Source organism: Glutamicibacter sp. BS14 (genome assembly GCF_056934375.1).
This window is the reverse complement of sequence record NZ_CM167801.1, coordinates 582,098-607,809: the sequence shown is the minus strand read 5'-3', so window position 1 is coordinate 607,809 and position 25,712 is coordinate 582,098. Positions and strand designations below refer to the sequence as shown.

At 60.6% G+C, this 25,712-nt stretch carries 31 protein-coding genes and 1 riboswitch; of the genes, 12 read left to right on the top strand and 19 right to left on the bottom strand.

The window, feature by feature from the left end; all coding sequences use genetic code 11:
- Window position 1: 1 nt before the first annotated feature.
- Entirely contained in the window at window positions 2–358 is a 357-nt protein-coding gene (gene uraH / locus AC1Z36_RS02950; protein WP_105656558.1) for a hydroxyisourate hydrolase, read from the bottom strand.
- 67 nt (window positions 359–425) lie between these two features.
- The gene (gene uraD / locus AC1Z36_RS02945; RefSeq protein ID WP_105656559.1) at window positions 426–920 is read right to left on the bottom strand and encodes a 2-oxo-4-hydroxy-4-carboxy-5-ureidoimidazoline decarboxylase; all 495 of its coding nucleotides are present in this window, start codon (window positions 918–920) and stop codon (window positions 426–428) included.
- A 322-nt stretch (window positions 921–1,242) separates the two neighbouring features.
- On the opposite strand from uraD, the gene AC1Z36_RS02940 reads away from it, so the two are divergent.
- Window positions 1,243–1,437, top strand: a complete 195-nt coding sequence (locus AC1Z36_RS02940; RefSeq protein ID WP_105656560.1) for a hypothetical protein — start codon at window positions 1,243–1,245, stop codon at window positions 1,435–1,437.
- Between the two features lie 98 nt (window positions 1,438–1,535).
- Here the strand turns inward: AC1Z36_RS02940 and AC1Z36_RS02935 are convergent, their stop codons facing one another.
- The gene (locus AC1Z36_RS02935; protein WP_400341818.1) at window positions 1,536–2,192 is read right to left on the bottom strand and encodes a TetR/AcrR family transcriptional regulator; all 657 of its coding nucleotides are present in this window, start codon (window positions 2,190–2,192) and stop codon (window positions 1,536–1,538) included.
- A gap of 170 nt (window positions 2,193–2,362) precedes the next feature.
- Here AC1Z36_RS02935 and AC1Z36_RS02930 point away from each other — a divergent pair, with 170 nt between their 5' ends.
- Window positions 2,363–4,636, top strand: coding sequence for an ABC transporter permease (locus AC1Z36_RS02930; protein WP_402735418.1), 2,274 nt, complete (start codon window positions 2,363–2,365; stop codon window positions 4,634–4,636).
- A gap of 67 nt (window positions 4,637–4,703) precedes the next feature.
- On the opposite strand, the gene AC1Z36_RS02925 is transcribed toward AC1Z36_RS02930, so the two are convergent.
- Both AC1Z36_RS02925 and AC1Z36_RS02920 read right to left on the bottom strand, forming a co-directional pair.
- Entirely contained in the window at window positions 4,704–5,039 is a 336-nt protein-coding gene (locus tag AC1Z36_RS02925; RefSeq protein WP_133833835.1) for a cupin domain-containing protein, read from the bottom strand.
- A gap of 106 nt (window positions 5,040–5,145) precedes the next feature.
- Window positions 5,146–6,162, bottom strand: a complete 1,017-nt coding sequence (locus AC1Z36_RS02920; RefSeq protein ID WP_483561648.1) for an AEC family transporter — start codon at window positions 6,160–6,162, stop codon at window positions 5,146–5,148.
- 199 nt (window positions 6,163–6,361) lie between these two features.
- Between AC1Z36_RS02920 and AC1Z36_RS02915 the strand changes: the two genes are divergently transcribed.
- A complete protein-coding gene (locus AC1Z36_RS02915) occupies window positions 6,362–7,126 on the top strand; it encodes an SDR family oxidoreductase (RefSeq protein WP_105662226.1) in 765 nt (254 codons plus the stop codon).
- A 251-nt stretch (window positions 7,127–7,377) separates the two neighbouring features.
- On the opposite strand, the gene AC1Z36_RS02910 is transcribed toward AC1Z36_RS02915, so the two are convergent.
- From AC1Z36_RS02910 to AC1Z36_RS02900, 3 genes are all read right to left on the bottom strand, one after another.
- Window positions 7,378–7,818 carry an SRPBCC family protein gene (locus tag AC1Z36_RS02910; protein WP_181148787.1) on the bottom strand — a complete coding sequence of 147 codons (441 nt, stop codon included), beginning with the start codon at window positions 7,816–7,818 and terminating at the stop codon, window positions 7,378–7,380.
- A gap of 57 nt (window positions 7,819–7,875) precedes the next feature.
- Window positions 7,876–8,133, bottom strand: a complete 258-nt coding sequence (locus AC1Z36_RS02905) for a hypothetical protein (RefSeq protein ID WP_286134083.1) — start codon at window positions 8,131–8,133, stop codon at window positions 7,876–7,878.
- Window positions 8,134–8,219: 86 nt separating this feature from the next.
- Window positions 8,220–8,681: a MarR family winged helix-turn-helix transcriptional regulator gene (locus AC1Z36_RS02900; protein WP_400341822.1), complete on the bottom strand. Its 462-nt coding sequence runs from the start codon at window positions 8,679–8,681 to the stop codon at window positions 8,220–8,222.
- 182 nt (window positions 8,682–8,863) lie between these two features.
- Here AC1Z36_RS02900 and AC1Z36_RS02895 point away from each other — a divergent pair, with 182 nt between their 5' ends.
- Window positions 8,864–9,865 carry a pirin family protein gene (locus tag AC1Z36_RS02895; RefSeq protein WP_483561647.1) on the top strand — a complete coding sequence of 334 codons (1,002 nt, stop codon included), beginning with the start codon at window positions 8,864–8,866 and terminating at the stop codon, window positions 9,863–9,865.
- 17 nt (window positions 9,866–9,882) lie between these two features.
- Window positions 9,883–10,215: a GNAT family N-acetyltransferase gene (locus tag AC1Z36_RS02890; RefSeq protein ID WP_483561646.1), complete on the top strand. Its 333-nt coding sequence runs from the start codon at window positions 9,883–9,885 to the stop codon at window positions 10,213–10,215.
- A 10-nt stretch (window positions 10,216–10,225) separates the two neighbouring features.
- Here the strand turns inward: AC1Z36_RS02890 and AC1Z36_RS02885 are convergent, their stop codons facing one another.
- The 5 genes from AC1Z36_RS02885 to AC1Z36_RS02865 form a co-directional block, all read right to left on the bottom strand.
- Window positions 10,226–10,414: a helix-hairpin-helix domain-containing protein gene (locus tag AC1Z36_RS02885; protein ID WP_448939317.1), complete on the bottom strand. Its 189-nt coding sequence runs from the start codon at window positions 10,412–10,414 to the stop codon at window positions 10,226–10,228.
- A gap of 13 nt (window positions 10,415–10,427) precedes the next feature.
- A complete protein-coding gene (locus AC1Z36_RS02880) occupies window positions 10,428–11,810 on the bottom strand; it encodes an MFS transporter (RefSeq protein WP_454091182.1) in 1,383 nt (460 codons plus the stop codon).
- Between the two features lie 23 nt (window positions 11,811–11,833).
- A complete protein-coding gene (locus AC1Z36_RS02875; protein ID WP_105662220.1) occupies window positions 11,834–12,571 on the bottom strand; it encodes a ZIP family metal transporter in 738 nt (245 codons plus the stop codon).
- A 61-nt stretch (window positions 12,572–12,632) separates the two neighbouring features.
- A complete protein-coding gene (dnaB, locus tag AC1Z36_RS02870; protein WP_105656572.1) occupies window positions 12,633–13,988 on the bottom strand; it encodes a replicative DNA helicase in 1,356 nt (451 codons plus the stop codon).
- Window positions 13,989–15,056: 1,068 nt separating this feature from the next.
- Window positions 15,057–15,557, bottom strand: coding sequence for a flavin reductase family protein (locus tag AC1Z36_RS02865; protein WP_105656581.1), 501 nt, complete (start codon window positions 15,555–15,557; stop codon window positions 15,057–15,059).
- A 94-nt stretch (window positions 15,558–15,651) separates the two neighbouring features.
- Window positions 15,652–15,768: riboswitch (SAM riboswitch) on the bottom strand.
- A gap of 377 nt (window positions 15,769–16,145) precedes the next feature.
- Here AC1Z36_RS02865 and AC1Z36_RS02860 point away from each other — a divergent pair.
- The 5 genes from AC1Z36_RS02860 to AC1Z36_RS02840 all read left to right on the top strand — a co-directional run bounded on the left by AC1Z36_RS02860 (window position 16,146) and on the right by AC1Z36_RS02840 (window position 20,733).
- Entirely contained in the window at window positions 16,146–17,753 is a 1,608-nt protein-coding gene (locus tag AC1Z36_RS02860) for an AMP-binding protein (protein ID WP_483561645.1), read from the top strand.
- A 15-nt stretch (window positions 17,754–17,768) separates the two neighbouring features.
- Window positions 17,769–18,185: a PaaI family thioesterase gene (locus AC1Z36_RS02855; protein ID WP_483561644.1), complete on the top strand. Its 417-nt coding sequence runs from the start codon at window positions 17,769–17,771 to the stop codon at window positions 18,183–18,185.
- 326 nt (window positions 18,186–18,511) lie between these two features.
- Window positions 18,512–18,790, top strand: coding sequence for a hypothetical protein (locus AC1Z36_RS02850; protein WP_483561642.1), 279 nt, complete (start codon window positions 18,512–18,514; stop codon window positions 18,788–18,790).
- Window positions 18,791–19,070: 280 nt separating this feature from the next.
- On the top strand, window positions 19,071–19,661 hold the full coding sequence (locus AC1Z36_RS02845) for a dihydrofolate reductase family protein (protein WP_483561640.1): 591 nt from the start codon (window positions 19,071–19,073) through the stop codon (window positions 19,659–19,661).
- Between the two features lie 7 nt (window positions 19,662–19,668).
- Window positions 19,669–20,733 carry a PQQ-dependent sugar dehydrogenase gene (locus AC1Z36_RS02840; protein WP_483561639.1) on the top strand — a complete coding sequence of 355 codons (1,065 nt, stop codon included), beginning with the start codon at window positions 19,669–19,671 and terminating at the stop codon, window positions 20,731–20,733.
- On the opposite strand, the gene scpC is transcribed toward AC1Z36_RS02840, so the two are convergent.
- On the bottom strand, window positions 20,730–22,247 hold the full coding sequence (gene scpC, locus AC1Z36_RS02835) for a succinyl-CoA:acetate CoA-transferase ScpC (RefSeq protein WP_483561638.1): 1,518 nt from the start codon (window positions 22,245–22,247) through the stop codon (window positions 20,730–20,732). The two genes, AC1Z36_RS02840 and scpC, sit on opposite strands and share 4 nt — an antisense overlap.
- A gap of 203 nt (window positions 22,248–22,450) precedes the next feature.
- The gene (locus tag AC1Z36_RS02830) at window positions 22,451–22,756 is read right to left on the bottom strand and encodes a helix-turn-helix domain-containing protein (RefSeq protein ID WP_105662216.1); all 306 of its coding nucleotides are present in this window, start codon (window positions 22,754–22,756) and stop codon (window positions 22,451–22,453) included.
- A 241-nt stretch (window positions 22,757–22,997) separates the two neighbouring features.
- Here AC1Z36_RS02830 and AC1Z36_RS02825 point away from each other — a divergent pair, with 241 nt between their 5' ends.
- Together AC1Z36_RS02825 and AC1Z36_RS02820 are read left to right on the top strand one after the other, a co-directional pair.
- Window positions 22,998–23,300, top strand: a complete 303-nt coding sequence (locus tag AC1Z36_RS02825; RefSeq protein ID WP_483561637.1) for a PadR family transcriptional regulator — start codon at window positions 22,998–23,000, stop codon at window positions 23,298–23,300.
- A 9-nt stretch (window positions 23,301–23,309) separates the two neighbouring features.
- Entirely contained in the window at window positions 23,310–23,696 is a 387-nt protein-coding gene (locus tag AC1Z36_RS02820) for a hypothetical protein (RefSeq protein ID WP_483561636.1), read from the top strand.
- 174 nt (window positions 23,697–23,870) lie between these two features.
- On the opposite strand, the gene rplI is transcribed toward AC1Z36_RS02820, so the two are convergent.
- The 4 genes from rplI to rpsF all read right to left on the bottom strand — a co-directional run bounded on the left by rplI (window position 23,871) and on the right by rpsF (window position 25,569).
- Entirely contained in the window at window positions 23,871–24,329 is a 459-nt protein-coding gene (gene rplI / locus AC1Z36_RS02815) for a 50S ribosomal protein L9 (RefSeq protein ID WP_105656588.1), read from the bottom strand.
- Between the two features lie 17 nt (window positions 24,330–24,346).
- Entirely contained in the window at window positions 24,347–24,586 is a 240-nt protein-coding gene (rpsR, locus tag AC1Z36_RS02810; protein ID WP_013350683.1) for a 30S ribosomal protein S18, read from the bottom strand.
- A 61-nt stretch (window positions 24,587–24,647) separates the two neighbouring features.
- Window positions 24,648–25,217: a single-stranded DNA-binding protein gene (locus tag AC1Z36_RS02805; RefSeq protein ID WP_013350684.1), complete on the bottom strand. Its 570-nt coding sequence runs from the start codon at window positions 25,215–25,217 to the stop codon at window positions 24,648–24,650.
- Window positions 25,218–25,272: 55 nt separating this feature from the next.
- Window positions 25,273–25,569: a 30S ribosomal protein S6 gene (rpsF, locus tag AC1Z36_RS02800; RefSeq protein ID WP_060703203.1), complete on the bottom strand. Its 297-nt coding sequence runs from the start codon at window positions 25,567–25,569 to the stop codon at window positions 25,273–25,275.
- Window positions 25,570–25,712 lie beyond the last annotated feature (143 nt).

The following is a 25,712-nucleotide window of genomic DNA, read 5'->3' as shown; positions in this document are numbered from 1 at the left end:
TCTAACTCCCTCGGTACGTGGAATATGCAAACGGGCTGATAAGAAGAGGTACGTGGTAGTGCTCGTCGACGTCGTTGACGAAGAAATCGATGCTTACCGCGGGGAAGAAGCTTTCCGTTCCCTGCTTCCCGAAGTAGCCCCCGGTTTCAAAGGAAATCCGGTAGCGGCCGGCTTCAACCTGTATCGGTCCGAGGTTCTTGATGCGGCCATCGGCATCCGTGGAACCCGAGCCGATTTCTTGCCAGCCGGATGCCGTCTTGGCTTCCAGCGTGGCCTTGACACCGGAGGCAGGCCTCCCGGTCCCGGTGTCGAGTATGTGGGTGGTGATGTGGCTGCGTTCGCCATTTCCATCTGCCATGTTCATCTCCTGGCTGTCGGAGGGATTGGTATCGATAAATGCGCAGGGGTTCGCCCCGGGCATGGGCTTAGTTGTCCACCGAGTTCTCCAGCCGCAGCAGCGCAATCTGGCGCAGCTGCTCGGCTACTTCAAGCAGTTCGGCCTGTTCTGCGTTGGCCAGCCGGCGTTCGCATTCGGCAAGGATTTCTTCGGTGCTGCGGCCGGCGGCGCGGATGAGGAATACCCTGTTGAAGCGCTGCTCATAGGCCCGGTTGGCTGCTGCCAGGCGGCCGGCGACATCGTCATCAAGGTCCAGGCCTGCCTGTTCGCCGCGGGAGAGGTCCGCTTCCTTGCTGCTTCCCTGCGCCTGTTCGCCGATGCGCGGATGGTGGGCCAGGGCGGCGGCAATTTCCTCGCGGCTGAAGGGAGCGACGTCCTGGAGCGCAAAGCTGGAAAGCGCATCGAAGCTGCTGAAAGGACGGGCGGAAACAAGGGCATCGATCCAGCGGTCGACATCGACGCAGGGGCGCAGGAAATCAGCGGCCTCGGCTGCGGGCAATTGGTTGAATACGTCTAAACGCATCGGGTGATCAGCTCTTTTCAAACGGTCGTTCTTTCCACGGACCTTGGCTGAACACCCTTACCACCGAAGGAGACTTCGGCTTCGACTCGATGCTGGTTTCGTGGAACCTTGTGTGACCACTGTAATCCACCTCACAGCGTCGCAGTCAAGCGAAAGCTGGAAAAACTTTAACAAGTGTGACTTTTTGCCGGTTTCCATATTATGGATAGATAATTTTGCGCCCAGCTATTGCAAACGCTCCGACCTAGCCCACATAATGGTTTCACAACACAGAAGATAATTTCCATATTGTGGAAATGCGAAATCGTGAAGGAGGGTCGCAATGACCGCTATCAACCCAAGCAAGATCAACTGCACACCGGAGGGCCAGCGCCTCATTGCCACCACCGACGCCTTACGCACCGGACTGTTCCAGCCCATCGAGAACCTGGATCCGGATATTGCCCGCCAGCCGCGGATCACCCGCGAGGCTCCCTCGCTGTGGAGCCGCCTGTTCGGCCAGCACCCGGGACGCTAAGCGTCCCCTGAAGACCACGCAGAGGCCAACCCCTGAGGCGTCGGGACCTGGCCTCTGCGTTTTTTTAGTTCCAGCTGCAGCGCCTCGCGCCAGCCCGGCTAGTCCTCGCCGAATCCCATGAAGTCGGCCGCAGCGGTGCTTGGCGCCGCCAGCATGCCGACCATGGAATCGACCAGGAAGTAGCCCAGCGATTCCCAGTTGCCCTGCTGCTTGCCTTCATTGACCGTGCGCTCGTACTGCGCGCACAGCCCCAGGAACATCGGACCGAGAATCAGCGCACGCGACCTGACCACGACCTCCGGAATGCCCTCGAATTCCTTGCGAGCACGTCCTGGGCCCGCCACGCTCAGCACCTCGTTGCGCAGGCTGTCGCCCACAATCGCCGGCAGTCCTGGATGCAGCCGTGCCTGGTAGAGGAATTGCGCCCGCCAGGAGGGCCGCGGCAGCGCGTCAAAGGAATAGATCCAGGGAAGGGTCCGCACGGTGACCACCTCGCGCAGGCTCGCCTCCGGTCCGCCAGCAAGGGATGGCAGGCGGTTGCGGCAGCTGCGCATGTCGCCCAGTGCCCGCTGGAGCATGGCCTGCAACAGGTCCTCGCGGCTCCCGAAATGGTATTTGATCGCCGAATGGTTGGCAGTACCGGCATGCTCGGCAATTTTCCGATTCGATACGGCGTCTATGCCGTGGCTCGCGAAGAGCTCTTCTGCCGCATCGAGCAAGACCTCCCGCGCCTTATCGCCGTGTCGGCTCACCATTCCCGCCTTTCCTCGCATCATCTCGTCCCGGCGTCCAGGAAGTGAACCTCGGCACAGTTGCTGACAATTTTACGCCACGTGGCGTAAATTAGTTGTCAGTATTCAACTAAAGACCTTGGCGGGTTGCCTCGCACCCCGCTGCAGACCGAGAATCCAAGGAGCATGCGCAGTTGAGCAACGACGCCGCAGTCACTGAAAACCCGCCGCCCTCCCGCAGGGCCAAGCACGAGAAGCAGCCTCTTTCCGAGCAGGAAGCGGCCGCCAAACGCGCCAAGGCCGAAAAGATCGGCAGGACTGTCGCAGTCTTCATCATGCCATTGATGATCGTGGGCATGATGATCTGGGGCTACCTGGGAGCCATGCACCACCAGTCAGCCGCGAACATGCCGGTGGCCATTTCGGCCACCAGCAGCGCAGCGGCCGGTGACTTTGCCCGGGCGCTGGAGGACAGCAATGCTGAGGCCGTGGACCTGCGCATCGTGGACTCGGCCCGCGAAGCCCGCGAGCTGGTCTACGACCGCGAAGTCACCGCTGCGGTGGACCTCGATGGCGATACGGCCACGCTGTACACCGCCAGCGGCGCCGGCATGTCAGCCACCTCGGCCATCACGGCCGTGCTCACGCCGGTCATCATGGAGCAGTCGCTGGAACTGGCTTCCCAGGATCTGGTGCCGCTTCCGGAGAACGACTCCATGGGCATGGGCGCCATGCTGCTGGCCACCGCGATGATCACTGCCGGCTACATGCCTTGGTCGATGGCCTTCTCGAACTCCCCGGAACTGCTCAAGCGCCGCCGCGCGCTGCCGCTGCTGGGCGGATGGTCGATCCTGCTCTCCGGGCTGGGCATCCTCGTCGGCGGCCCGATCCTGGGCGTCATTCCTGCCGCGAGCATCCTGCCCGCGTGGTCGACCCTGGCCTTGGGCGTCTTCGCCGTGGGCGCCGGGCAGCTGCTGCTGACCCGCATATTCGGCGCCATGGCCGTCATCCCCGGAATGTTCCTGTTCATGGTGCTGGGCCAGCCGGCCTCCAATATGGGCATGTCGGTCTACACCCTGCCGAAGATCTTCCCGTTCCTGCACCAGTTCCTGCCGATGCCGGCCCTGGGCGAAGCCATGCGCTCGGTGCTGTACTTCAACGGCGACGGAGCGGCCCGGCATATCCTGATTCTCGCCGGCGGTGCCGTCGCGGCGCTGCTGCTGGTCGCCCTGCTCGATGCCCTGCGCATCGCCAAGGGCAAGAGCGATATCCCCACCCAGATCAATGTCGCTTCCCTGCATGGCGGCCCGCGCCCCAAGAACAAGGCGTGGCGCTACATCACCTTGGCCGCGCTGCCCTTCGGCATGATCGCCATCATGCTCAGCTCGATGCTCGGCGCCATGCAGACCCCGGTGCCACGCGACATGCCGGTAGCCGTCGTGGGCTCCTCCGTGGAGCAGGCCCAGCAGACCGTGGATTCGCTGAACGAATCCATGGAGGGCATGTTCGAGTTAACCGCCATGGACACTGCCGCTGACGCCCGGTACCTGGTCGAGTCCCAGGAGCTGACAGGGGCCTTCGTGCTGCCTTCGGAGCAGAGCCCGGAAGCTGCCGTCTATACCGCCCAGGCTTCCGGCAACGCCGCATCGCAGCTGGTGGTCCAGGTGTTCACGCAGATCGGCCAAGCGCAGCAGATGGACGTGGACCACCAGGAGCTGGCCCCGCTTCCGGAGCACGACAATATGGGCACCGTGGCCATGTACCTGGGCATGGGCTGGGTGATGGCAGGCTTCATGGTCATCATGGTCGGCGCCACCGCGGCACCGCACATGGCCCCGCTGCAGAAACTGGTCCCGCTGGCGGCCGTGTACTCGGCCTTCATGTCCGCCGTGCTCTGCCTGATCGCCGTCCCGTTCACCGGGGCAGTCGAGGGCCACTTCGGGCAGCTGTTCAGCGTCGGCATGCTCGCGATTTTCGCGGTGGCCATGCTCACCACGGTATTCAACCGCCTGCTGGGCATGGTCTGCCTGGTCCCGACCATGCTGATCGTGATGTTCCTGGGCGTCCCAGCCTCCAATGGCGGGCTGTCCATCTACATGGAACCGCGCATCTTCACCATCCTGCACGACATCCTGCCGATGCCGGCTGCCGTTGAAGCCATCCGCGCGATCGTCTACTTCGACGGTGTCGGGCTAGGCTCCCACCTGGTGGTCCTGGCTATTTGGGCCTTGGCCAGCCTGGCCGTGACCATGGTCATCGACCAGCTCAAGCCGGTGCAGACCTCCAGCCACCCGGTTTCCGCCGAGGAGCTCGCCGCGCTGCAAGGCCGGGCGCTTGAAGCCAAGGCGAACGAAGCCGCGGCATCCGCCGACGCCATCGACGCTGAAGCCGGGGACTTGGCAGACGCCGAAGCCGCGGCCGGCGAAAGCGGCACTGGAGACCGGGAGAAGGACGCGGTCAGCGTCTAATCAGCCCTTCTCCCCTGCAGATGCGGGCCGGTTCATGGATGTGAACTGGCCCGCATTTTGCTGTCCCCTAGCGATCGATCTTGGCTACGGTCAGCAGCACGCTGGAATCCTGCGTGGCGCTGATTTTCAGCCTCCCCTCGGGAAGCACAATGAGATCCTGGCTGCGCCCCTCCCACTGGTTGCCCATGGATGAAACGGTGACCCTGCCCTGGAGGACCAGCAGTGTCGCTTCGCCGGGATTCACATGTTCTTGCAGCTCGGTGCCGGCCGTGAGACCGATGACGGTTTGGCGCAGGGTGTGCTCATGTCCGCCGAAAACCGTGCTGGCAGCTCGGCCATTGGTTGCATCCGCGGCTTCCCTCAGCTGGGTTCGGGCGATGGCGGCCAGCGAAAACTTCTTCATCAAATCCCTGCATCTCATCTCTCGGGCTGGATACTCCGGGCCGATTAGCCTGTGCTGCTACAAGACTGTCCCCGCACCGGGGCAAAGGTCAAGGAAAGCGCGGGGACTACTTCAGTACCAATTGAGCCAGCACCGGCAAGGCAATGACCGACAGAACGCAGGTGATGACGATGGCCACCGCGGTCGGCTCGCCATCCCCGGTGTCGTTCTGGGCCATGATGTAGGCGGTTGCGCTGACCGGCATGGCCGCCATGAGCACCGCGGCATTGAACCAGATGCGATCCAGATCCGGGGCGAAAACAAGCAGCATGGCCACCGTCAGCAATGGCATTGCCACGAGTTTGCCCAGCACCATGGCCGCGATGGAGGTTCTCGCCCAGCTGCCGCCAGCCGCAGAGCCATCCGGAGCAACCGGTGCATGCTTCCTGGCACGCGAACGGTCAATGGTCCGCTTCAGCGACATTCCGATGACGAAGAGTGCACCCGGGGCGGCCGCGGCGGATATCAGGTCGACGGTGTCGTCCACCGGCCGCGGCACGGGCACACCGAGGATTGCTACCGTGCCGCCAAGGACCATGGCCCAGGTGACCGGGCTGCAAGCCAGGGCATTGCGGATGGTCCGGGCGATGCGCGCTGCGCTTGCCGGATGCTGGCCTCCTTTGCCGTTGGGCAAGAGAATTTGGGCGAGGATGGGGAATCCGACCATGAAGATGATGTTGTGGACCAGTTGCCCCATGCCCGCGGCGAACCCGGCTTCGGTGCCCATGACGCCGAGGATAATCGGGATTCCCAAGTACGACACGTTGCCGAAGCTGGTGGTCAGCATGCCGGCGAGCGCCCGCGCCCGGTTTGCGCGCAGCAGATAGCGGAAAGCCAGCCAGCTGAGCAGGGCGAAAAGCAGCGCGGAGACGATGCTGATCCACAGGAATGCGAGCGGCACGCCTTCGCTGATATCCGCGCGGGCTACCACCTTGTAGAGCAGCGCCGGCAAGGCGACATAGAAGACGAACACATTCAGTGCCGGTTCCACGCTGGCCGGGAATTTGGGTGCATGGCTGGCGCCGTAGCCGATGAGCATGACGAAGAACAGCGGCAGCACACCATAGAGCACGTCGAGGAACACAAGCCTCCTTAGGAGATGTTCGGCCGGGGTTGCGGGGACCGAGCACTTCAAGGTTAGTTGCTTTCCAGGCTGATCCGGGAAATGCGCTCGGGGGCGCTTCGCAACATGCAGCCGAAAACTGGGGTTTGGCGGCGCAAATTCCTAGGATGAGACCACGCGCCTCGTCCCAATACTGTTGAGCTTTCCGCAAGGAGAATTGATGTCCCACTCACTTGGAATCCCGCATGCCCCGCGCACGATTGCCATCACCGGCGCAGGATCAGGCATAGGCCGCGCCACCGCCCGCCTGCTGCTGGGGCAGGGATGGAATGTGGTGCTCGCCGGGCGCACCGCGGCTAACCTGCATGAGACGGCGCAAGGCCACGGTTCCGCCTTGGTGGTCCCCACGGATGTTAGTGATCCGCAGGCTGTGGAACACCTGTTTGCCGAAGCGGCGCAACGTTTCGGCAAGGTCAATGCACTGTTTAATAATGCCGGAATTTTCGGTCCCTCGGCAGCCATCGATGAGCTGAGTCCGGCCCAGTGGGATGAGGTTTGCCGGGTCAACCTCACCGGGGCCATCAACGCGGCCCGCGCGGCCTTTGCCCATTTCAAGGCCAACGGCGGGGGACGCATTATCAACAATGGATCGATTTCAGCGCAGGTTCCGCGCGTGAACTCCGTTGCCTATACCGTCACCAAGCACGGCATCGCCGGCCTGACCAAATGCCTAGAACTTGATGGACGGGAGCACCGGATCAGGGCCACGCAGCTCGATATCGGCAACACCGCCAGTGACCTGCTCGATGATTTCGGTGCCACCCAGGGTGCCTTGCAACCGGGCGGCCAGCGGCTCGTCGAGCCGACATTCCCGCTGGCCCAAGCCGCTGAAGCCGTTGCGTACATCGCCGGGGTTCCGATCGGTACGTCCATCAACCAATTCACCATCACCGCTGGCGGCATGCCATACATCGGGCGAGGCTAGGCCGCGGGCAACGGGAGGGAGGCATTGGCTTGCAAGTAGATTCTCCGGCTACGTGCGGCAATGCTCCGCGCCATCAGATCCTCATGGGGCTTCTGGTTGCACTGCACGGCAAGAACCTGCCAGAACTGCGCCAGTGGCCGCAGCGAAACGCCTTTCAGCCACGTGCTGCGCTTTGACTCCGCCGGCAAGAGCGCGAAACTGGCAGGCGTTCGCAGCTGCTGTGCTGGTTCTTCCCCTGCCGTACTAAAGGCCTAGAAGAATTCCGCCAGCAGCGCTTCGAGCTTCGCAAAAGCGGAATTCCATGCCTTGGTGCTGGATTCGAGAACCTCATAAGGCAATGGGGTTTGGGTCAGCGTCAGCATCGTCTGCCCGGCGAATTCCTTGAATTCGATACGGGTTTCGATCACGAGGTCCAAGGTCATTTCGTGCGGGCCGTCGGCACTGACCAGGCATTCGTACTCGTCGAAAGACGTCAGGACCGCCTTGAGCGGCACCTTGGCATCCGGGTTATCAGCCTGCACCATATTCAGCTCATGCCGGCCGCCGACCTTGGCTTCGAATACGACGGAATCTTCCTCGACAAGCCAGCCATCGGGACCCCACCACTGGGCGATGATTTCCGGCTCGACGAAGGCAGCCCAAACGGCGTTCTTCGGTGCGGAAAATTGCCGGGCGACTACGAGTTCAGTCATCGATTCCATAAGGTCAATATTATCGCGGCCCGCCATCAGGTTCACCCGCAGGGGCAACTACCCCTGCGGACGGCGAGGCTCCATGCGGCTCGCGGTGTACAGCGTTTGCTCATCCGGCGAGGTTCCGGCAGCTTCATGGGCGCGCATGACCTTCATTGCGCGGTCCCATTTGATGCGTTCGCGAGGGCTGGCGAGGACACGGCGCTCGGCCGGACCGAAGATGGACAATCCCAAGTACTTCAGACGCCAGAATATGCGGTAGCCGACGCTTAGTCCGGTGGTATCGGAAATGATCGGCAGGGGTGATTCATCCATGATCGTCGTCCTCTTCGGTCATTGGGTTTGCGAGTACTGGCACTTCAATCATACGTCATTAGTTGGTGCACCAACTAAATGGGGTTCTAGCTTTTCGGAGCGTTCGAACCTGCAGCAATAATGCGGTCCAGGATGCCGCGCAGCTCCAGCACATCCTTGTCGGTCAGGGCAAGCCGGGACATCATTTCGCGCGGCACCTCCACCGCTTCAGCACGCAGCGCGGCACCCTTCTCGGTGGGCTGAATGATGACGGCCCGCTCATCGTCCGGGTTCTTCGTCTTTGCCACCAAACCGGCAGTTTCGAGGCGCTTGACCAACGGGGAAAGCGTTCCCGGATCCAGGTGCAGATGCCCGCTGAGGGCACGGGCGCTGATCGGCCCCAAGTCCCAAAGGGCCAGCATCACCAGGTACTGGGGATGCGTCAGCCCCAGCGGATCCAGCACGGGCTTGTATGCCGAGATCACCGAGCGCGAGGCTACGGCCAGGCCGAAGCACACCTGCTTTTCCAGCTTGAGAAGATCTTCGTCGCGAAGAATAGCACTGTCCACGTTGTCGCAAGCTCCTTGAAAGATGCCTAATACCACTGCATATACCACTGCATTGATCGTACCGCGGTCGAGAATACCGTGCCCGGGCCGAAAGCTGTCCCGGGTCGCAGCGCCAATTCCAGTTGCGTTCGAATCCGGTGGCGCAAGTAGTCAAAGCGGGCCACAGTGAATAGCCTTGGCATATGAGCAATCTTGAGCACCGGCCTGAGGAGATCGACTGCAGTGCAGTGCGTTCCCAGGCAGAGGTTGAAATCCTGGAACCACGCGAAGTGCCCTTGGGCGGTCCGCGGGCAATGACGGTCTTCCGGACACTGCCGCAAAAGCAGCGCAGCCTGATCGGCGCTTGGTGTTTCCTGGACCATTACGGTCCTGACGATGTCGCAGTCACCGGCGGGATGAACGTGCCTCGTCACCCGCACACCGGACTGCAGACTGTCTCTTGGCTCTTCACCGGAGAGATCAACCATATGGATTCGGCCGGGTTCAAGGCGACCGTGCGACCCGGCGAGGTCAATCTGATGACCGCCGGGCACGGAATCAGCCATTCGGAGATCCTCACCGAAGACACCACCATCCTTCACGGCGCCCAGTTATGGACCGCGCTGCCGGATCATGCACGGGATATGGAACATACTTTTGAGAACTACCGCCCGGAAGCGCTCACCGCTCCCGGCTGGTCGCTGTCGGTCTTCCTTGGCACCTACGGGGTGTCGGGCAAGTCGTCCACCTCCCCGGTGAAGACGCACACCGAGCTCGGTGGCGCCGAACTGCGCCTTGAACCGAACACCGAGATCGAAGTGGTTGTCCCCGGGCACCATGAGCACGGGATCCTCCTGGACTCCGGCAATCTTGAAGTCAACGGCCATGAACTCGCTCCACGCGATCTCGGGTTCGTGCGTGCGGGATGCACGACCCTGCGCCTGAAGTCCGGGGACCAGCCGGTTCTAGCGCTGCTCATCGGCGGAGAGCCGCTGAAGGAAGACATCCTGATGTGGTGGAACTTCGTAGGCCGCACCCATGAGGAAGTCCTCGCGTTCCGCGCGCAATGGCAGGCCGAGATCGGGGCCGAGCCCGGGGATGCCTCCGAGGATCGCTTCGGGCCTTTCCCGCCTAATACTCCGGCAGCCTTGCCGGCTCCAGCACTTCCCACCGTTCGCCTGCGCCCGCGCGTGAACCCCGCCTAACCAATAAGGAACTCCCAATGAGCGACATCAAACCAGTATTCCTGCCCGAGCGCCAGCGCTTCGCCCTCGACGATGACGGCAAGATCATCGGAGCGGCGCACTACCGCGATTTTGATGGGGCCCAAGGCGTCGAGCGGATCTTCTTCCACACCACCGTGGATGAGGAATACGGCGGACAGGGCCTAGCCAGCGACATGGTGAAATTCGCGCTGGAGAACACCATCGCCAGCGGTGCCAGGATCGTTCCGGTCTGCCCGTATGTGAAGGCCTACGTTGCCAAGCACACCGAGTATGCGCAGCATATCGTGGAACCGGACAAGGACCACCTGGGCATCCTGCCGCGCGGCTAAGCCGGAGATCTCAGGGGTTCATCTCGAGGCCGCGTGCGGCCAGCTCGTCGCGGAGGATGCGGATGGCTTTCGGGCCGACACCGTGCAGCGCGAGCAGCGCCGCAGTGCCGGCCTGCGCCGCCTGCTCGAGACTGGTGATGCCGGCCTGCTCGAAAGCCCTGGCGGCGGGGTTGCTCGTCTTGGGAAGCTCTGTGTCCATGATCCCAGCGTAGTCAGGCTGCTGGCTGCGCAACAGGTTTGGTGCGCGGCGAGATCGCGATCAGGACCAGAATCAGCAAGAGGCTGAAGCTGAAGACCGAGATGAACTCCATCCCGGTGGCGGCCATCGCGAAGATGACGCCACCGATGGCGGTGGTTCCGGCGTTGCCCAGGGAGTCGGCCACGGTCATTGCCGATGAGTTGAATCCCTGTTCATCCTTGGCAGACAGGGCCAGCATGTTCACGTTTTGCCGCGGGAAGATCATCCCCATGCCGAAGCCGCCCACGGCCCATCCGCAGACCAGCACGAGGACCGGCGGATGGAAGATCGCGGTGGCCAATGCGGTTGAAATCGCTACGCTGCCGGCGATCGCACCCACGGTGATGCAGGTGGAGGATTCCACCTTATCCCCCAGCTTTCCTTGCAGCCATGAACCCACCGACCAGCACAATGCCGAGGCCGTCAGGATCAGGCCCGCCCGGTCGGGACCCAGCTGGTAATCCTCGCGCAGCAGGTACGGCAGATAGACTTCCACGCCGAAGAAGGCCCCGGCCACGAAGATGCGGGTCATGATGGTGGACGGCAGCCCCTTGGCCAAGCTGAACGTGCCCTTGGGCAGCAACGGGCGAATTGCTGCAAGGGCTACCGCCAATGCCAAGACCAGTCCCAGAAGGGACCAGCTGCCCTGCGCATTGCCGAGCAAGTTCATGCAGATGACAGCCAGTCCAGTCAGGCCGGCCAGCATCAGCCGCTTCTTGGAAATCGGCCCCAGGTCCGGATTGCGCTGGGAGCTCAGCGACTTCAACGCCGGCACGATCCCGCAGAACGCGAGAACCACCAGCACCGCCACGCCGGAGAACACCCAGCGCCAACCGAGGTGCACGGCCATCAAGCCGGCCAGCCAGGGGCCGATCATCGCCGGGACCACCCAGGCGGTAGCGAACAGGGCGAAGATCTTGGAATGCAGATGCGCAGGATACGCGCGGGCAATGAGCACGTAGATGGCGACGGTGATCGCGCCACCGCCAATTCCCTGCAAGATGCGCCCGGCAATCAGGACCTGCATGTTCTCGGCTGAACCGCAGATCAGCAGCCCAATGCAGAAAACGGCCACGGCGATGGACAGCGGGTGCTTGGGCCCCCACCGGTCGGTGACTTCTCCGGCGGCAACCATCCCCAGCATCCCGCTGGCGATTGGCGCGGCAAAGGCCAGGGCGAAGTAGCGTTCGCCCTCCAGCAGCTCGCTGACCAGTGGCATTACCGTGGTCACGGCCATGGATTCGAAAGCGACCAGGAAGACGAGCACGAACATGCCAAGGGTGGTGGCAAGATACTGCGGAGCATAGATCGTGGACTCGGCGCGCTCGGCTGATTGGCTGCTGCGGTTCAGGGGCATGCATCCATGATCTCAGGTTTCCCCTAGCCGCCGATCACGTGCAGGCTGAAGGCCGCCAGGAAGCCCGAGGTCACCAGCAACCCGGTGTAGTCGTGCTCCACCTTGTAGGCTTCCGGGATCATGGTGTCGGCGATCATCGTCAAGATGCCTCCGGCAGCGACCGCGGTGGCGAAGGCCAGCACTTCACCGGGCATGGATTCCAGCAGCAGCGCTCCGAGGAAGGCAGCGATGCCGCAGGAAATGGCTATCGATCCCCAGAGCAAAACGATCGAGGACCCCTTGCGCCCGGACGCTTTCATCTGTGCGGTACTCGCCAGTCCCTCGGGGACATTGGAGATGAATATGGCGATGAGCATCGCCGGATTAATGCTCGCGGTGGCGACCACGGAAAGTCCAAGGGCCACGGACTCGGGAATGCCGTCGATGAGTGCACCGACCGCGAGCGCGGTTCCCGATGGCTCCTGCTCTCCTGCGCGCTGCGCCTGCCGCTTTGAGGTTCTCCAGGCCAGCAGCCGGTTCGCGCCGAAATACAAGGCAGCGCCCACGATCACGCCGCCCAGCGTCGCAACGAGGCCGCCGGTTTCATAGGCTTCGAGCACCAGCTCGAAGGCCAGTGCGCTGACCAGGACCCCGGCACCGAAGGCCATGATGGCGCTGACCCAGACCTTGGGGATCTTCAGCCACCAGGCCGCGCCAGATCCCAGCAGCAGGGCCGAGCCGGCCACAGTGCCCCACAGCAAAGCCTGCATCGAAGCGAACATGGCACCCACTATAGCCAGCAATTCGCTGGCTTAGTAGGTGCCATATGAGTTCTGACTGGGACTAACCCTCGGTGGACATGTTGTTGAAGCGCGAGTAGTGGCCCTGGAAGGCCACGGTGATGGTCTTGGTCGGACCGGCACGGTGCTTCGCGATAATCACGTCAGCTTCGCCCGGACGGTTTTCCTTGTCGTAGACGTCATCACGGTGCAGCAAAATCACCATGTCGGCGTCCTGCTCAATCGAGCCCGATTCGCGCAGGTCCGAAACCATTGGCTTCTTGTCGGTACGCTGCTCGGAACCACGGTTCAGCTGCGACAGCGCAATCAACGGAACGTCGAGTTCCTTGGCGAGCAGCTTGAGGTTACGCGAGAACTCGGAAACTTCCTGCTGGCGCGATTCCACGCGCTTGCCCGAGCTCATCAGCTGCAGGTAGTCCAGGATGATCATGCGCAGCTCGTTGCGCTGCTTGAGGCGACGGCACTTGGCACGGATTTCCATCATGGACATGTTCGGCGAATCATCAATGAACAACGGGGCTTCGTTCAGCCGGCCCATGGTCGTGGCGATCTTGGTCCACTGCGCGTCTTCCACCGAGCCCTTGCGCAGATCCTGGAGCTGGATGGATGCTTCGGCCGAGAGCAGGCGCATCGCAATTTCATTGCGGCCCATTTCCAAGGAGAAGAACACGGTGGCCATATTGTGCTTGATGGCAGCAGAACGGGCGAAGTCCAGCGCGAAGGTTGACTTGCCCACCGCAGGACGGGCGGCGATGATGATCATCTGGCCGCCCTTCAGGCCCTGGGTCAGCTCGTCGAATTCATAGAATCCGGTGGGCACACCGGTAATGCCATCGCCCGCGTTGGCCGCGTTCTCGATTTCATCAACGGTGTCTTCGATGATGTCCGAAAGGCGCACGTAGTCTTCACTGCTGCGGTTCTCGGCCACCTTGTAGACCTCTGCTTGGGCTTCGTTGACGATCGCATCAACTTCACCATCTGGAGAGTAGCCCATCTGGACAATACGCGTTCCGGCGTCAACCAATCGGCGCAGCACGGCGCGTTCGCGCACGATTTCTGCGTAGTACCCGGCGTTGGCTGCAGTTGGAACCTGCTGGATGAGATTGTGAAGGTAGGCGGCGCCACCAATGCGCGAGATCTCGCCGCGCTTGGTCAGCAAGTCGGCTACGGTGACCGCATCGGCTGGTTCGCCACGACCGTAGAGGTCGACAATCGCCTCGTAAATTGATTCGTGGGAGGGACGGTAGAAGTCGGTGCCGCGAATGGATTCAACGACGTCAGCAATGGCGTCCTTGGAGAGCATCATGCCACCGAGGACCGACATCTCGGCCTCGATATCCTGTGGCGGCTTGCGCCCTGCGTCGGAATCTCGTCCTTCGTAAACCGGCTCAGCACTCATTGCAGACACTTCCATCCCCTATTGACCCGCTGGGAAAAATTATCCTTGCCTCATGGCAACGCTTCATCGTGTCAGTCGATACGGACATTTGGATGTCAGGCGCCTGTGGATATTTCTCTCCCGAACCCAACACTAGGGCTGTTATTAACAGGCGTAAACCTCATTATCCACAGAATATGTGGATAACACTCCTCTACCTGTGGAGTTCCCTGTTCACAGTCTGGGGAGAACTCTGTGGATTACCCCACTCTACGTATCATTAATATCTGTTGACTTGGTTGTTTGTATTCGCACACCTGTGGACAGAAACTTAATTCATTGAAGCTCACGCCAACCGACCCAAGGTTATCAACACCCTTAATCGCCCAGTTCCCAGGGTTTTTCACCCTTTGTACACATTTGCCCACGTCTTGTCCACAGTTTTGTGGATAACCTTGTGGATACTGGTGAATTTACAAAACCCTAAGTCACCGTGGATTAAATTCGCCAGCAAGGCCGGATCTTCCAGTAGTCCACAATCGGCTAGGGTTTCTGCGTTCGGGGGCGGTGGATAACTTAATGTGTGCAACGACTCGGCGGGCGAACCTGGATCAGCGACTGGGCTGCCGGCGCACTCTCGCCACTTCGCGTCCGCGACGCGCGCCAGTGAAGACGCCATAAAGCGCCGGTTTCATTTGTGATGCGCAGCCTTTGCATGGCTCGGAAGCCCCATCCGAGGGTTGCCGGCAATTCGCTGCCGCTCTGGTCCAGCGTGCAGCGAGGATCCATGAGCTATCTGCGCGGTTCTGTTCGACAGCCCAGGCGGGTGGCGGATATGGCGAGTTCAAGGTTTCTCGCGACAGATACTTTGATGACGAGGTTATCGCCAAATGCCTGGGGCAGCTGGCCCAAGAAGGCAGGCCATGAGATTGCCAGCCATCTTGCCACGTCTTCAGGGTGGCGTGAGAGAACGGGCATTGCCGGTGTCGAGGGCTGCGGGGAACGGCTCAACCCGCCTAACCGGAATTCAAAAAGCTCCGGCCAGATCGATGTTTTGATCTGGCCGGAGCTTTGGAAGATGCGAAGCGCTTATACGAGCTCAGGAATCGGCAGCGAATGGAACCGCGAATCATGGAAGATCTGTGGCGAGTGCTCGGAGGTGCGGTGCCCGTGGACTTCCATCAGGACTACCCAGTGATCCCCCGCTTCGACCTCGTTGTAGATCGAAGTCTCCAGCCACAACGTTGAGTCGTTGACGAAGAGCGCGCCCTGATCCGAGGAATAGGTATCGATTCCGCGGAACCGGTCGCCATTTTTCGAGGCAATCTGAGCGCAGACACCATCATTGCGTTCGCTCAGCACTGAGACGCCAATGCGGCCAGCTTCGCGCAGCTTTGGCCAAGTGTTCGAGGACTTCTGCACGGCGAACATCACCAGTGCAGGTTCGAGGGAAACTCCCACGGTAAACGATGAAGCGACAATTCCCGTCTTCACGCCATCCAGTTCTGCACAGAGGGCGGCTACCCCTGATGGATGCTGAGCGAAAACCTTGCGCAGGGTCAACGGGTCAAGTTCAAGATTCAATGACATGGCTCGATTCCTTTGGGTCTTGCCCACCGCGCAGTAGCCTGCAAGCATTGGCTTCTCGTTACTCGAAGCCGCTTGGGCTGAAGTTCCGCGCCGTGTGCGGTACTTGTTCCAGCACATTTTGCGTGGAACCGAATCCTCACCTGGAGCACCCCACTACCGTTGAGAGGGTTGCCGATCAGCAAGCCAGGGCTTATAGCTGATGCTCTTGATTCTGTTTAAAACGATATGGCTCATGACGAACAGTCGTCAAACATTTCACTTCGCAAATCGCAATATTCGACGCAATATTCGATCCGAGGCCCCGCAGCAAGCCCTTGGGCAGTCTTTTATTCGCCAGATGCCGCGCTTCTTTGAACACCTCGGCCCCACGATCGCAGCAGGCTTTCGCCGATCTTGATTCGGCAGAACACCAACGCCTCCCCTGGGCTCGGGGCCCTGCCGCGAATTCCCTACCGCCCACCGTAATGAAACTTGGTTTCTCGGCATGACGCTGAGGTTCATGCCACTATTGGTCGTGGAGTGCGTTGAGTCACACTCCCGCTTATTGTTCTCCGTAACCACCGATGACGATTGAGGAATAGCCACACCATGGTAGAGATTCAGGCCAACCATTCAGAATTGACCCCACTGCGTTTCTTGGAACGCACAGCCGAGGCCTATCCGAAGAAGACCGCCGTAATCCATGGAACTCGCAGCTTCTCCTATGAAGAATTCGAAGCACGGGTGCACCGCTTTGCCCAGGCGCTGAAAGCACGCATTGAGCCAGGCGACCGCGTGGCCGTGCTGGCACCGAATACTCCCGAGATGCTCATGGCGCATTACGCCGTACCGCTGGCGGGCGGAGTACTCATTGCCCTGAACACCCGCCTCTCGGCCCACGAGCTGCAGTACATCGTTGATCATTCTGCCGCCAAGCTGATGCTTGCCGACACAGAGCTGCTGGAGAACACCAAGACTCTGCGCCAAGAGAACCCAACACTGGAGGCGCTCATCGAGATCACCGATGACCAGTTCGCCGGAGAGCGTCCCGAGGTAATAGTCGACGCCACCCTGGACGAACTGATCGCAGAAGCCGCGGATGAAAAGCTTCCCTACGCCATCGCTGACGAGCGGGCTCCGATCACCCTGAACTACACTTCGGGCACCACCGGCAAGCCGAAGGGCGTGCTCTACTCGCACCGCGGCAGCTACCTGAACTCGTTGGGCGAAGCGCACCACCAGGGCTTTACCGCCAAGACCCGCTATTTGTGGACCCTGCCGATGTTCCACTGCAACGGCTGGTGCACTCCGTGGGCGGTCACCGCAGCGGGAGGAACCCACTTGTGCCTGCGCGGCGTGCGCGAAGATGCCGTTTGGGATGCCATCGAGAATCTGGGGACCACCCACTTGTGCGGCGCTCCAACCGTCTGCTCGATCATCGCTGACTCCACCCGCGCCCACCAGCTCGATGCGCCACTGCGCATCACCACCGCAGGTGCTCCCCCGTCCCCTGCAATCATCTCCAAGCTGCAGAAACTGGGCATCGAGGTAGTCCATGTATATGGCCTCACCGAGGTATACGGACCGTACACGGTGTGCGAGTACCAGGATGAGTGGGATGCCCTCGATGGCCCGGACCGGGCCGCGAAGCTCGCCCGCCAAGGCGTTGGCATGATTACCGCCGAGTCCGCACGCATTGTTGACGAGAACATGAACGATGTCCCGGCGGATGGACAGACCATGGGCGAAATCGTGCTGCGCGGCAATAACGTCATGATCGGCTACTACCGCGATGAAGCGGCCACTACCCAAGCTTTCCATGGCGGCTGGTTCCACACCGGCGATCTGGGTGTCATGCACCCGGATGGCTACATCCAGGTGCGCGACCGGGCCAAGGACATCATCATTTCCGGCGGCGAGAACATCTCCACCATCGAGGTGGAGCAGGCGCTGGCCTCGCACCCTGAGGTGCTGGACCTGGCCGTCATCGGCATAGCGGACGAGAAATGGGGCGAGCGTCCGGTGGCATATGTCATCCGCGCCAGCGGATCCTCCCTGGACGCGCAAACGCTGATTGAATTCGCCCGCGAAAAACTGGCCGGTTTCAAGGTGCCGCGCACCATCGTCTTCCCGCAGGATCTGCCGCGCACCTCCACTGGTAAGGTGCAGAAGAATGTCCTGCGCGCCCAGGCGCTAGAAGCCAGCACACCGAACTAGCCCGAGGATCACCAATTGGATAACCCAGCACCACGGATTCCCAACAAGTCCAGCCGTTTCAGCGAAAGCATCGGACTGGAATTCGATGAAATCACAGCCACTGAAGTACGCGGCCACGCGCAGTTGGACGAGAACCACCACACCCCCTGGGGCGTGGTGCATGGCGGCGTGTACACCTCGATCATCGAGAGCGCAGGATCGGTGGGCGCCAGCTACGCGGTGGCCGAACGCGGGCAATTCGCAGTCGGCGTGCACAACGCCACCGACTTCCTGCGCCCTTCCACCGGAGCACGGGTCCAGGTGATCGCCACCGCGCTATTCCAAGGGCGCACCCAGCAGCTCTGGGAGGTCATCATCACCGATGAATCCACCGGCAAGCAGCTATCCCGCGGCCAGTTGCGCACCCAGAATGTGGATTTGCCTGAGAAATAAGACCCTCATGCCGGATGGGATTCGACTACGTGGCTTGCACGGCAACTCGACATGGGCAGGTCTACTTCGACATGAAGAAGGCCCGTGCCGACGGCACGGATTCTCATGCTCTGGAAATGGGCAAGTTGTTAAATCAATTCAGCTCAGCGCAAGCCAAGACTCCATGTGCCAAACCAGCTACTAGTGCGCTCGGTTTGCAAATAGTGAAGGCAGCGGCAGGGATACCCTTGGGCTGTTGGCGGTCCAGTTCAGTGAGCTTCTACTTCACATAATGTTTCTGCAATCCACTGAAGTAGTCCTCTCAAGCAAAGAAAGAAGTTGCGCAAATGAACGTCTCCTCCAAGAAACTCATCGGCAAATGTCCCCTATGGACTTGGGTGATGATGGGACTGGCGCTTGCATCGGCCCTGGCCCTAGTTGATTGGAACGGCTCAGGGGAGGCAAAGCCGTTGTGGATGTTTTTCCTACCTAGCGCATTTGGCTTAGCTGGTGGCATTATCGCCACAGCAAAGAAAAGCTATGAATGGGGACTCATATCCGTAGCTCTTGGCGTACTGGCCGTGCAACTATTAGCGCTCGGAGTCACCCTCGTTCAAGGACCATAGAGGTCTCCTCGGTATTTTCGGATTCCAAGTATCTTGGTATGTGTCAAGACAACTCGGAGCAGGGACCCTAGATGCACTCTAAGCGAACTTGCGAGTCCTGCGAGTCCTGCGAGAGGCACCATACCGAGTACGTGAAACACCGCATCCTCAGAAGGACGAAGCGGCCAGTTGCATATCCAGAATATGGATTTGCCTGAGAATCCGGCCTAGCTGGTTTTCACACCGCGAGCACGGGCGTACGGTAGATGGCATCTAACGCTCAAGCTCCAGGAGATTCGCCATGAGTGCGACCTATACCTTCGATGTGTTCAGCAGCCTCGATGGCTTCGGCAGCGCCGCCGGCGATTGGGGCGGCTACTGGGGAAAACAGGGGCCAGAGCTGTTAGCCCACCGCCTCGCGCTCTACACTCCGGCTTGCCGCATAGTTTTCGGGGCCAACACCTTCCGTCTCTTCAGCCGCTTCTGGGCAGAAATCGAGGCGAATCCCGAGGTTGAAGACGCGTGGGGTGTGGCCCTGCACGACAAGCCCGCCACCGTCATCTCCACCACCCTGGAAGAGCCGCTGTCCTGGCCAAACCCCACGCTGGAGCGCGCTGATGCACTGGAAGTCGTCGCACAGCTCAAGGAAGCTTCAGATGTGCCGCTGCGCTCCCACGGCTGCTTAGCGATGAACCATTCCCTGCTGGCGGCAGGTCTTGTGGACTTCATCCAGGTGACCATCTTCCCGGTACTGACCGGGCATAGCGGTTCTGCCCCGGTACTTGGCGGGGTCGATGACTACGATCTGGAACTTGTCGAGTCCAAGCTGCTGGACGGACGGATCCAGGAACTGACTTATCGCCCGACGCGCCATCAACCAGCCCATGCATAGCAGCTCGATGAAGCGCATTCTGGGTACCTGCCTAGTGCTCGGCGCAGTGTTCCTCGCCGGATGCTCCGCGACAACGCCGCCTTCAGCTCCAGCTACCGAATCGCAAGCTGTTCCAGCACCACTGGCCACCGGCTTGGACGCCCCATGGTCCATGGTTTACGCCCAAGACAGCCTGCTGGTCAGCGAACGCAATTCTGGGCGGATCGTGGAGATCTCAGGATCCGGACCAGGCCGCGAAGTGGCTCGGCTCGATGATCTGGTGGCGACCGGAGAAGGCGGACTGCTGGGCTTGGCCTTCCTCTCCCCAGACCAGCTTTTTGCGTATTCCACCGCTGAATCCGGCAACCGCATCCAGCGGTTCACGGTGCAAGGCAGCGCCGGGAATCTTTCACTGTCGGCCCCGCGCACCTTGATTGACGGGTTGCCCTCGGCCAGCATCCACAACGGCGGGCGGTTGGCCATCGGTCAGGACGGGATGCTCTATGCCACCGTGGGCGATGCGGGCAATCCCCAGCAAGCCCAGGACCTGCAGCAGCTGGGCGGAAAGATCCTGCGCATGGCACCTGACGGCAGCGTCCCGGACGACAACCCGTTCGAGAATTCCCTCGTCTACAGCTACGGGCACCGCAATGTGCAGGGCCTGGCGTGGAGTGCTGATGGCACCATGTACGCCAGCGAGTTCGGACAGAACAACTTCGACGAGCTGAACATCATCGAAGCCGGGGGAAACTACGGCTGGCCCGAAGCCGAGGGAAAAAGCGGCGGAAATCCGTCGTACACCGATCCGATTGCGCAGTGGTCCCCGTCCGAGGCCAGCCCCAGCGGCATCGCGATCCTCGATGGCACCCTCTACCTGGCGAATCTGCGCGGAGAAGTGCTGCGCGCGGTGGAACTGGACGAGCCGGCCACCGAGCATGAACTGCTCGATGGCCGGCTCGGCCGGCTACGCGACGTGCTAGTGGATCCTGACGGCGCACTGATGGTGCTGACCAACAATACCGACGGGCGCGGCCAGCCAGGGGCGGGCGATGACCGCATCTTGCGCATCGCGCCCCGTCTGGCCGGCGACTAGCTGGCCGGGCGCATGTCTCCGGTCTCCTGGAAGCGCTGGTGCCAGGACAGGGCCTCGCCCAGCAGATGCGGGGTGTGCTTGCCGTAGCTTTCCTTGCACGCACGGTCGAAGTAGTCCTGCAGCATCGGGCGGTACTCCGGGTGGGCGCAGTTATCGATGACCAGCTGCGCACGCTGCTTTGGCGAGTGGCCGCGCAGGTCGGCCAGGCCCTGTTCGGTAATCAGGATCATGGTGTCGTGCTCGGTGTGGTCCACATGCGAAGCAAAAGGAACGATGCCCGAGATCTTGCCGCCCTTGGCGGTCGACGGGGACATGAACACCGACAGGTAGCCGTTGCGGGCGAAGTCGCCCGAGCCGCCGATGCCGTTCATCACGTGCGATCCCAGCACGTTGGTGGAATTCACGTTGCCGTAGATGTCGGCTTCGATCATGCCGTTCAGCGCAATGCAGCCCAGCCGGCGGATGATCTCCGGATGGTTCGAGATCTCCTGGGCACGCAGCAGGATGCGCTCGCGGTAGTGGTCGACGTTGCGGTTGAATTCCTCGATGCCCTCCGAAGACAGCGAGAAGCTGGTGGCAGAGGCGAACTCGATGGTCCCGTCCTTGATCAGCTCCAGCATTCCGTCCTGGATGACCTCGGTATAGGCGGTCAGGCCCTTGTAGCCGCCACGGGCTAGGCCAGCGAGCACTGCGTTGGCGATATTGCCCACGCCCGACTGCAGCGGGAGCAGCTTCTCGGACAGGCGTCCGGCCCGGATCTCGGAATCCAGGAAGGTCAGCAGGTGATCGGCGATCTTCTCGCTGGTCTCGTCCACCGGGGCGAAGGGGCTCAGGCGGTCTGGCGCGTCGGTTTCCACGACGGCGACGATCTTGTTGACGTCGACGTCCATGTACTGCTGGCCGATGCGGTCACGCACGGTTCTCAGGTCGATCGGCTTGCGGTGCGGAGGCAGTGCGGTGCCGTAGTAGACATCGTGCATGCCCTCCATGGCCGCAGACTGCTGGGAATTGACCTCGATGATGATCTTGTCGGCCATCTCCAGCCAGGTCTTGTTGTTGCCCACCGAGCTGGAAGGGATCAAGTCGCCCTCGGCGGTGACGCCGACAACTTCGACGATGGCCAAGTCGATCTTGCCGTAGAAGCCGAACCAGGCGTGCTGGGCGACATGGGACAGGTGGATGTCCATGTATTCCATGTTGCCCTCGTTGATGCGGCGGCGCAGCTCGGGGTCGGACATGTACGGCAGGCGCAGGTTCATGCCTTCGGCCTTGGCCAGCACGCCATCAAGCTCAGGGGCGGTGGAAGCGCCGGTAAGCACGTTGATCTTGAAGTCCTTGCCCGCAGCGTGCTGGCGCTCCATCTGCGCCGCCAGTGCCCCGGGCACGGCCTTCGGGTATCCTGCACCGGTAAAGCCGCTCATGGCGACAGTCATGCCTGGCTTAATGAACTCTGCAGCTTGCACGGCGCTCATCAAGCGATCAGCAAAGGCCCGGTGGTGAATACGTTCGTGCAAAATAACCCCTTCAGAACTTCCTTGTGACACAGGTCTATAACCCGCGTCTCACCGGAATACTTTAGCTGGTCGGCACAGTGATTCAGGCCTCGCTGTGCGCTCCTGAGCGATGGGTGGCATATTTATCGATGAGGTGCGCTCTATTTGCGCTGACCGGTCGGTCAGGAATGGCAGCTTGGCAGCGACCGCCGGGAGCTCGATCGCTAGCCAAGTTCGGCGTGCGTGCCCTCGCGGATCGCTTTCACTTGCAGGCGGGCGCCCATGGCTTCTGCGTAGCGGCGCAGGGTGGCCAGCTGGACTCGATCAAGGTCCCCGGTCTCCATGCGGGCGATGCGGTCCACGCTCAGCTTCAGCACGGTGGCAAGTTCTACTTGGCTCAGTTCTGCCTCTTCGCGCAGCGCACGCAACGACAGGCGCCGGGACTCGCTTTGCACACGGAGCTGATGCTCTGCCACAGCTTCGCGTTGCGCCTCGGTCAATACTTCAGGATCCGCATACGCAAAACCCATTTGTTCCACCGCTTCTCTCGATCGTGCTGGCTTTGGACGTACTCATCTTTGAGGCTATTGCTGCAAATTGGCCAAGCCAATGATTATGACGCATTGGACGCAAGACGATCTGGTGAAATGTTAGCCACTTCTAAGTGACCATGACCAGTTCCGGCTCGGAATTGAATCGCCGGATGCTGCTAAGCCAAGATCATCCGAACGAAGGATAGAAATGCACCTATGTAGGATTCATACTTAAGTCATGTCACAGAGCAGAGTACTTCCACAGGTGAAGCGTTCCATGCTTCCGGTCGTTCTTCTAAGCTTCCTGGCAGAAAAACCCGAACACGGATACTCCATGCTGGCTAAGCTCGAAGAGCTCGGAGTGCCTGGCATCAAAAGCGGGACTTTATACCCACTGCTTCGAACCATGGAAGAGTCCGGGGACATCGTCTCCGACTGGCAAATCACCGCTCACGGACCCGCACGCAAAATCTTCGAAATCACCAAGCAGGGTCATCAGACCTTGAAATCAGTCAAAAACTGGTTAGAACAGTTCAACTAGGAGCCTTCCATGGAAAGTAACCTCAAAACCTACATCGACGAACTGCGCTACAGCCTTTCACTACGAAACGTGGATACGGCCACCATCCGCGATATAGCCAGAGAGGTCGAGTCCGAAGCCACCAGCTACGAAGACGCGACAGCCAACTTTGGATCTCCTGCAGAATATGCGGAGTCCTTTCCCGCAACAGCATCTCCAAAGAGCCACTCTGCCTTCATTCTCGTAGGCGTGGCCTTAGGTTTTCTTTGGGCTTTGCTGGCGATATTCCTACGGGATCGCGAAACAATGGCTTTCTCCGGATGGGCGATCACCTGGTTACCTGCATTCGGATTTGTCGTGGCAGGAATCATCACAGATTTCTCTCGTTCGCTGATGCGGTCTCGCGCCAGCCGGTAAGCGCCGAAAGCGTGAACGAACTCAAGATTCTGAATTGGCTTTGAGCCTATTCGAAGGTGGAACTTGCTATTCGTTGACCCGGAGGCCCAAAGAAATCCGGTTAACGCCAAGAGGTGGCGTGCTCTCCTTGCGGAGTGCACGCCACCTCTTGGACAGAAGCTGAGTCTAGAAGACTTACTTCTTGGCAGCAGCTACAACCTGCAGGCGCAGGTTTGCAAGAACGTCAGCGTGAACGCGAACGGTTGCGGTGTAGTTGCCAGTCGACTTGATCTGGTCGTTGACCTCGATGTTGCGCTTGTCGATCTTACCCAGACCGGCAGCCTCTACGGCAGCAGCAATTTCGGTGGTCTTAACGGTGCCGAACAGGCGACCGTTCGAGCCAGCCTTCATGGTGATCTTCACCGGCTGGGACTTCAGCTTAGCTGCAAGTGCCTGAGCATCCTCAAGGTTTGCAACGGCGCGAGCAGCACGTGCAGCCTTGATCGACTCCACCTGCTTCTCACCGCCCTGGGTCCAGACGATTGCGAAGCCGCGTGGCAGCAGGTAGTTACGGGCGTAGCCGTTCTTTACCTCGACAATATCGCCAGCAGCACCGAGACCGGATACTTCGTGAGTCAGAATGATCTTTGCCATTTTGCTATCCCTCTTCCTTAGCCGCGGCCAGCGCCGGAGTAAGGCAACAGGGCTACTTCACGTGCGTTCTTGATTGCCTGTGCGATCTTGCGCTGTTCCTGAACGGAAACGCCAGTTACACGACGAGCGCGGATCTTACCGCGGTCGGAGATGAACTTGCGCAGCAGTGCGGTGTCCTTGTAGTCGATGACAGTGATGTCAGCGGCCTTCAATGGGTTGGACTTTGGTTTGGGCTTACGGATTTCAGCCTTAGCCATCGTGGAGCTCCTTAGCTTTGGAGCCCGCAGAGTGATCTGCGGGATGGTGAATAAATATTGTTTAGAAAGGCGGTTCGTCTGCGCCCGGGTTGCCCCAGCCGCCACCGTTGTTTCCGCCGGTGCTCCATGGGTCTGCGGCTGGAGCATTCCATCCGCCACCCTGCTGAGGCTGCTGCTGACGCGGCGCCTGAGCTGGTGCACTTTGCTGCGGTGCGTTGGAGAAACCTCCACCACCGTTGCCGAAGCCACCGTTGCCACCGCCGGAGCGCTGGGTACGGGTGACCTTGGCGGACGCGAAACGGAGCGATGGGCCGATTTCATCGACTTCAAGCTCCATGACGGTGCGACGTTCGCCTTCCTTGGTGTCGTAAGAACGTGAACGCAACCGGCCCTGGGCGATGACACGCATGCCCTTGGTCAGCGTTTCAGCAACGTTCTCTGCAGCTTCGCGCCACACCGATGCGCGCAAGAACAGGGCTTCCCCGTCCTTCCACTCATTGGACTGGCGGTCAAAGGTGCGAGGAGTCGAAGCGATCGTAAAGTTCGCTACGGCTGAACCGGACGGCGTAAAACGCAGCTCCGGATCGGCAGTCAGGTTTCCGATAACGGTAATAACAGTCTCGCCTGCCATTGACTCTCCTTAAAAAGATTGAACGTTAATTCCTACGACGGAAGGTTGCGCGTAATTAAACGCGTGCCTCTTCCGGACGGGTGACCTTGTGGCGCAGGATCAGTTCGTTGATCTTGAGCTGGCGCTCAAGCTCAGCGGAAGCTGCTGGCTCTGCGGTGTAGTTCACCACTACGTAAGTGGCTTCTGCCTTCTTCTTGATCTCGTAGGACATCTTGCGACGACCCCAGACATCAACCTTTTCGATAGTGCCACCGTTGGAGCGGACAACCTCGAGGTACTTCTCGATGGTTGGCTCTACGGTGCGGTCATCGACCTCTGGATCAATGAGGACCATAAGTTCATAAGCACGCATGTGAACCCACCTCCTTTGGGCTAAACGGTCGCGGTATTTCCGCAACAGGAGGTTCTTGCGTTATCTGTGCACCAGACGCCCAACTTTCGGGCATGCAGTGGCACAGACCTTCCAATCCTACCCGAGAGACCCGAACTTGCATA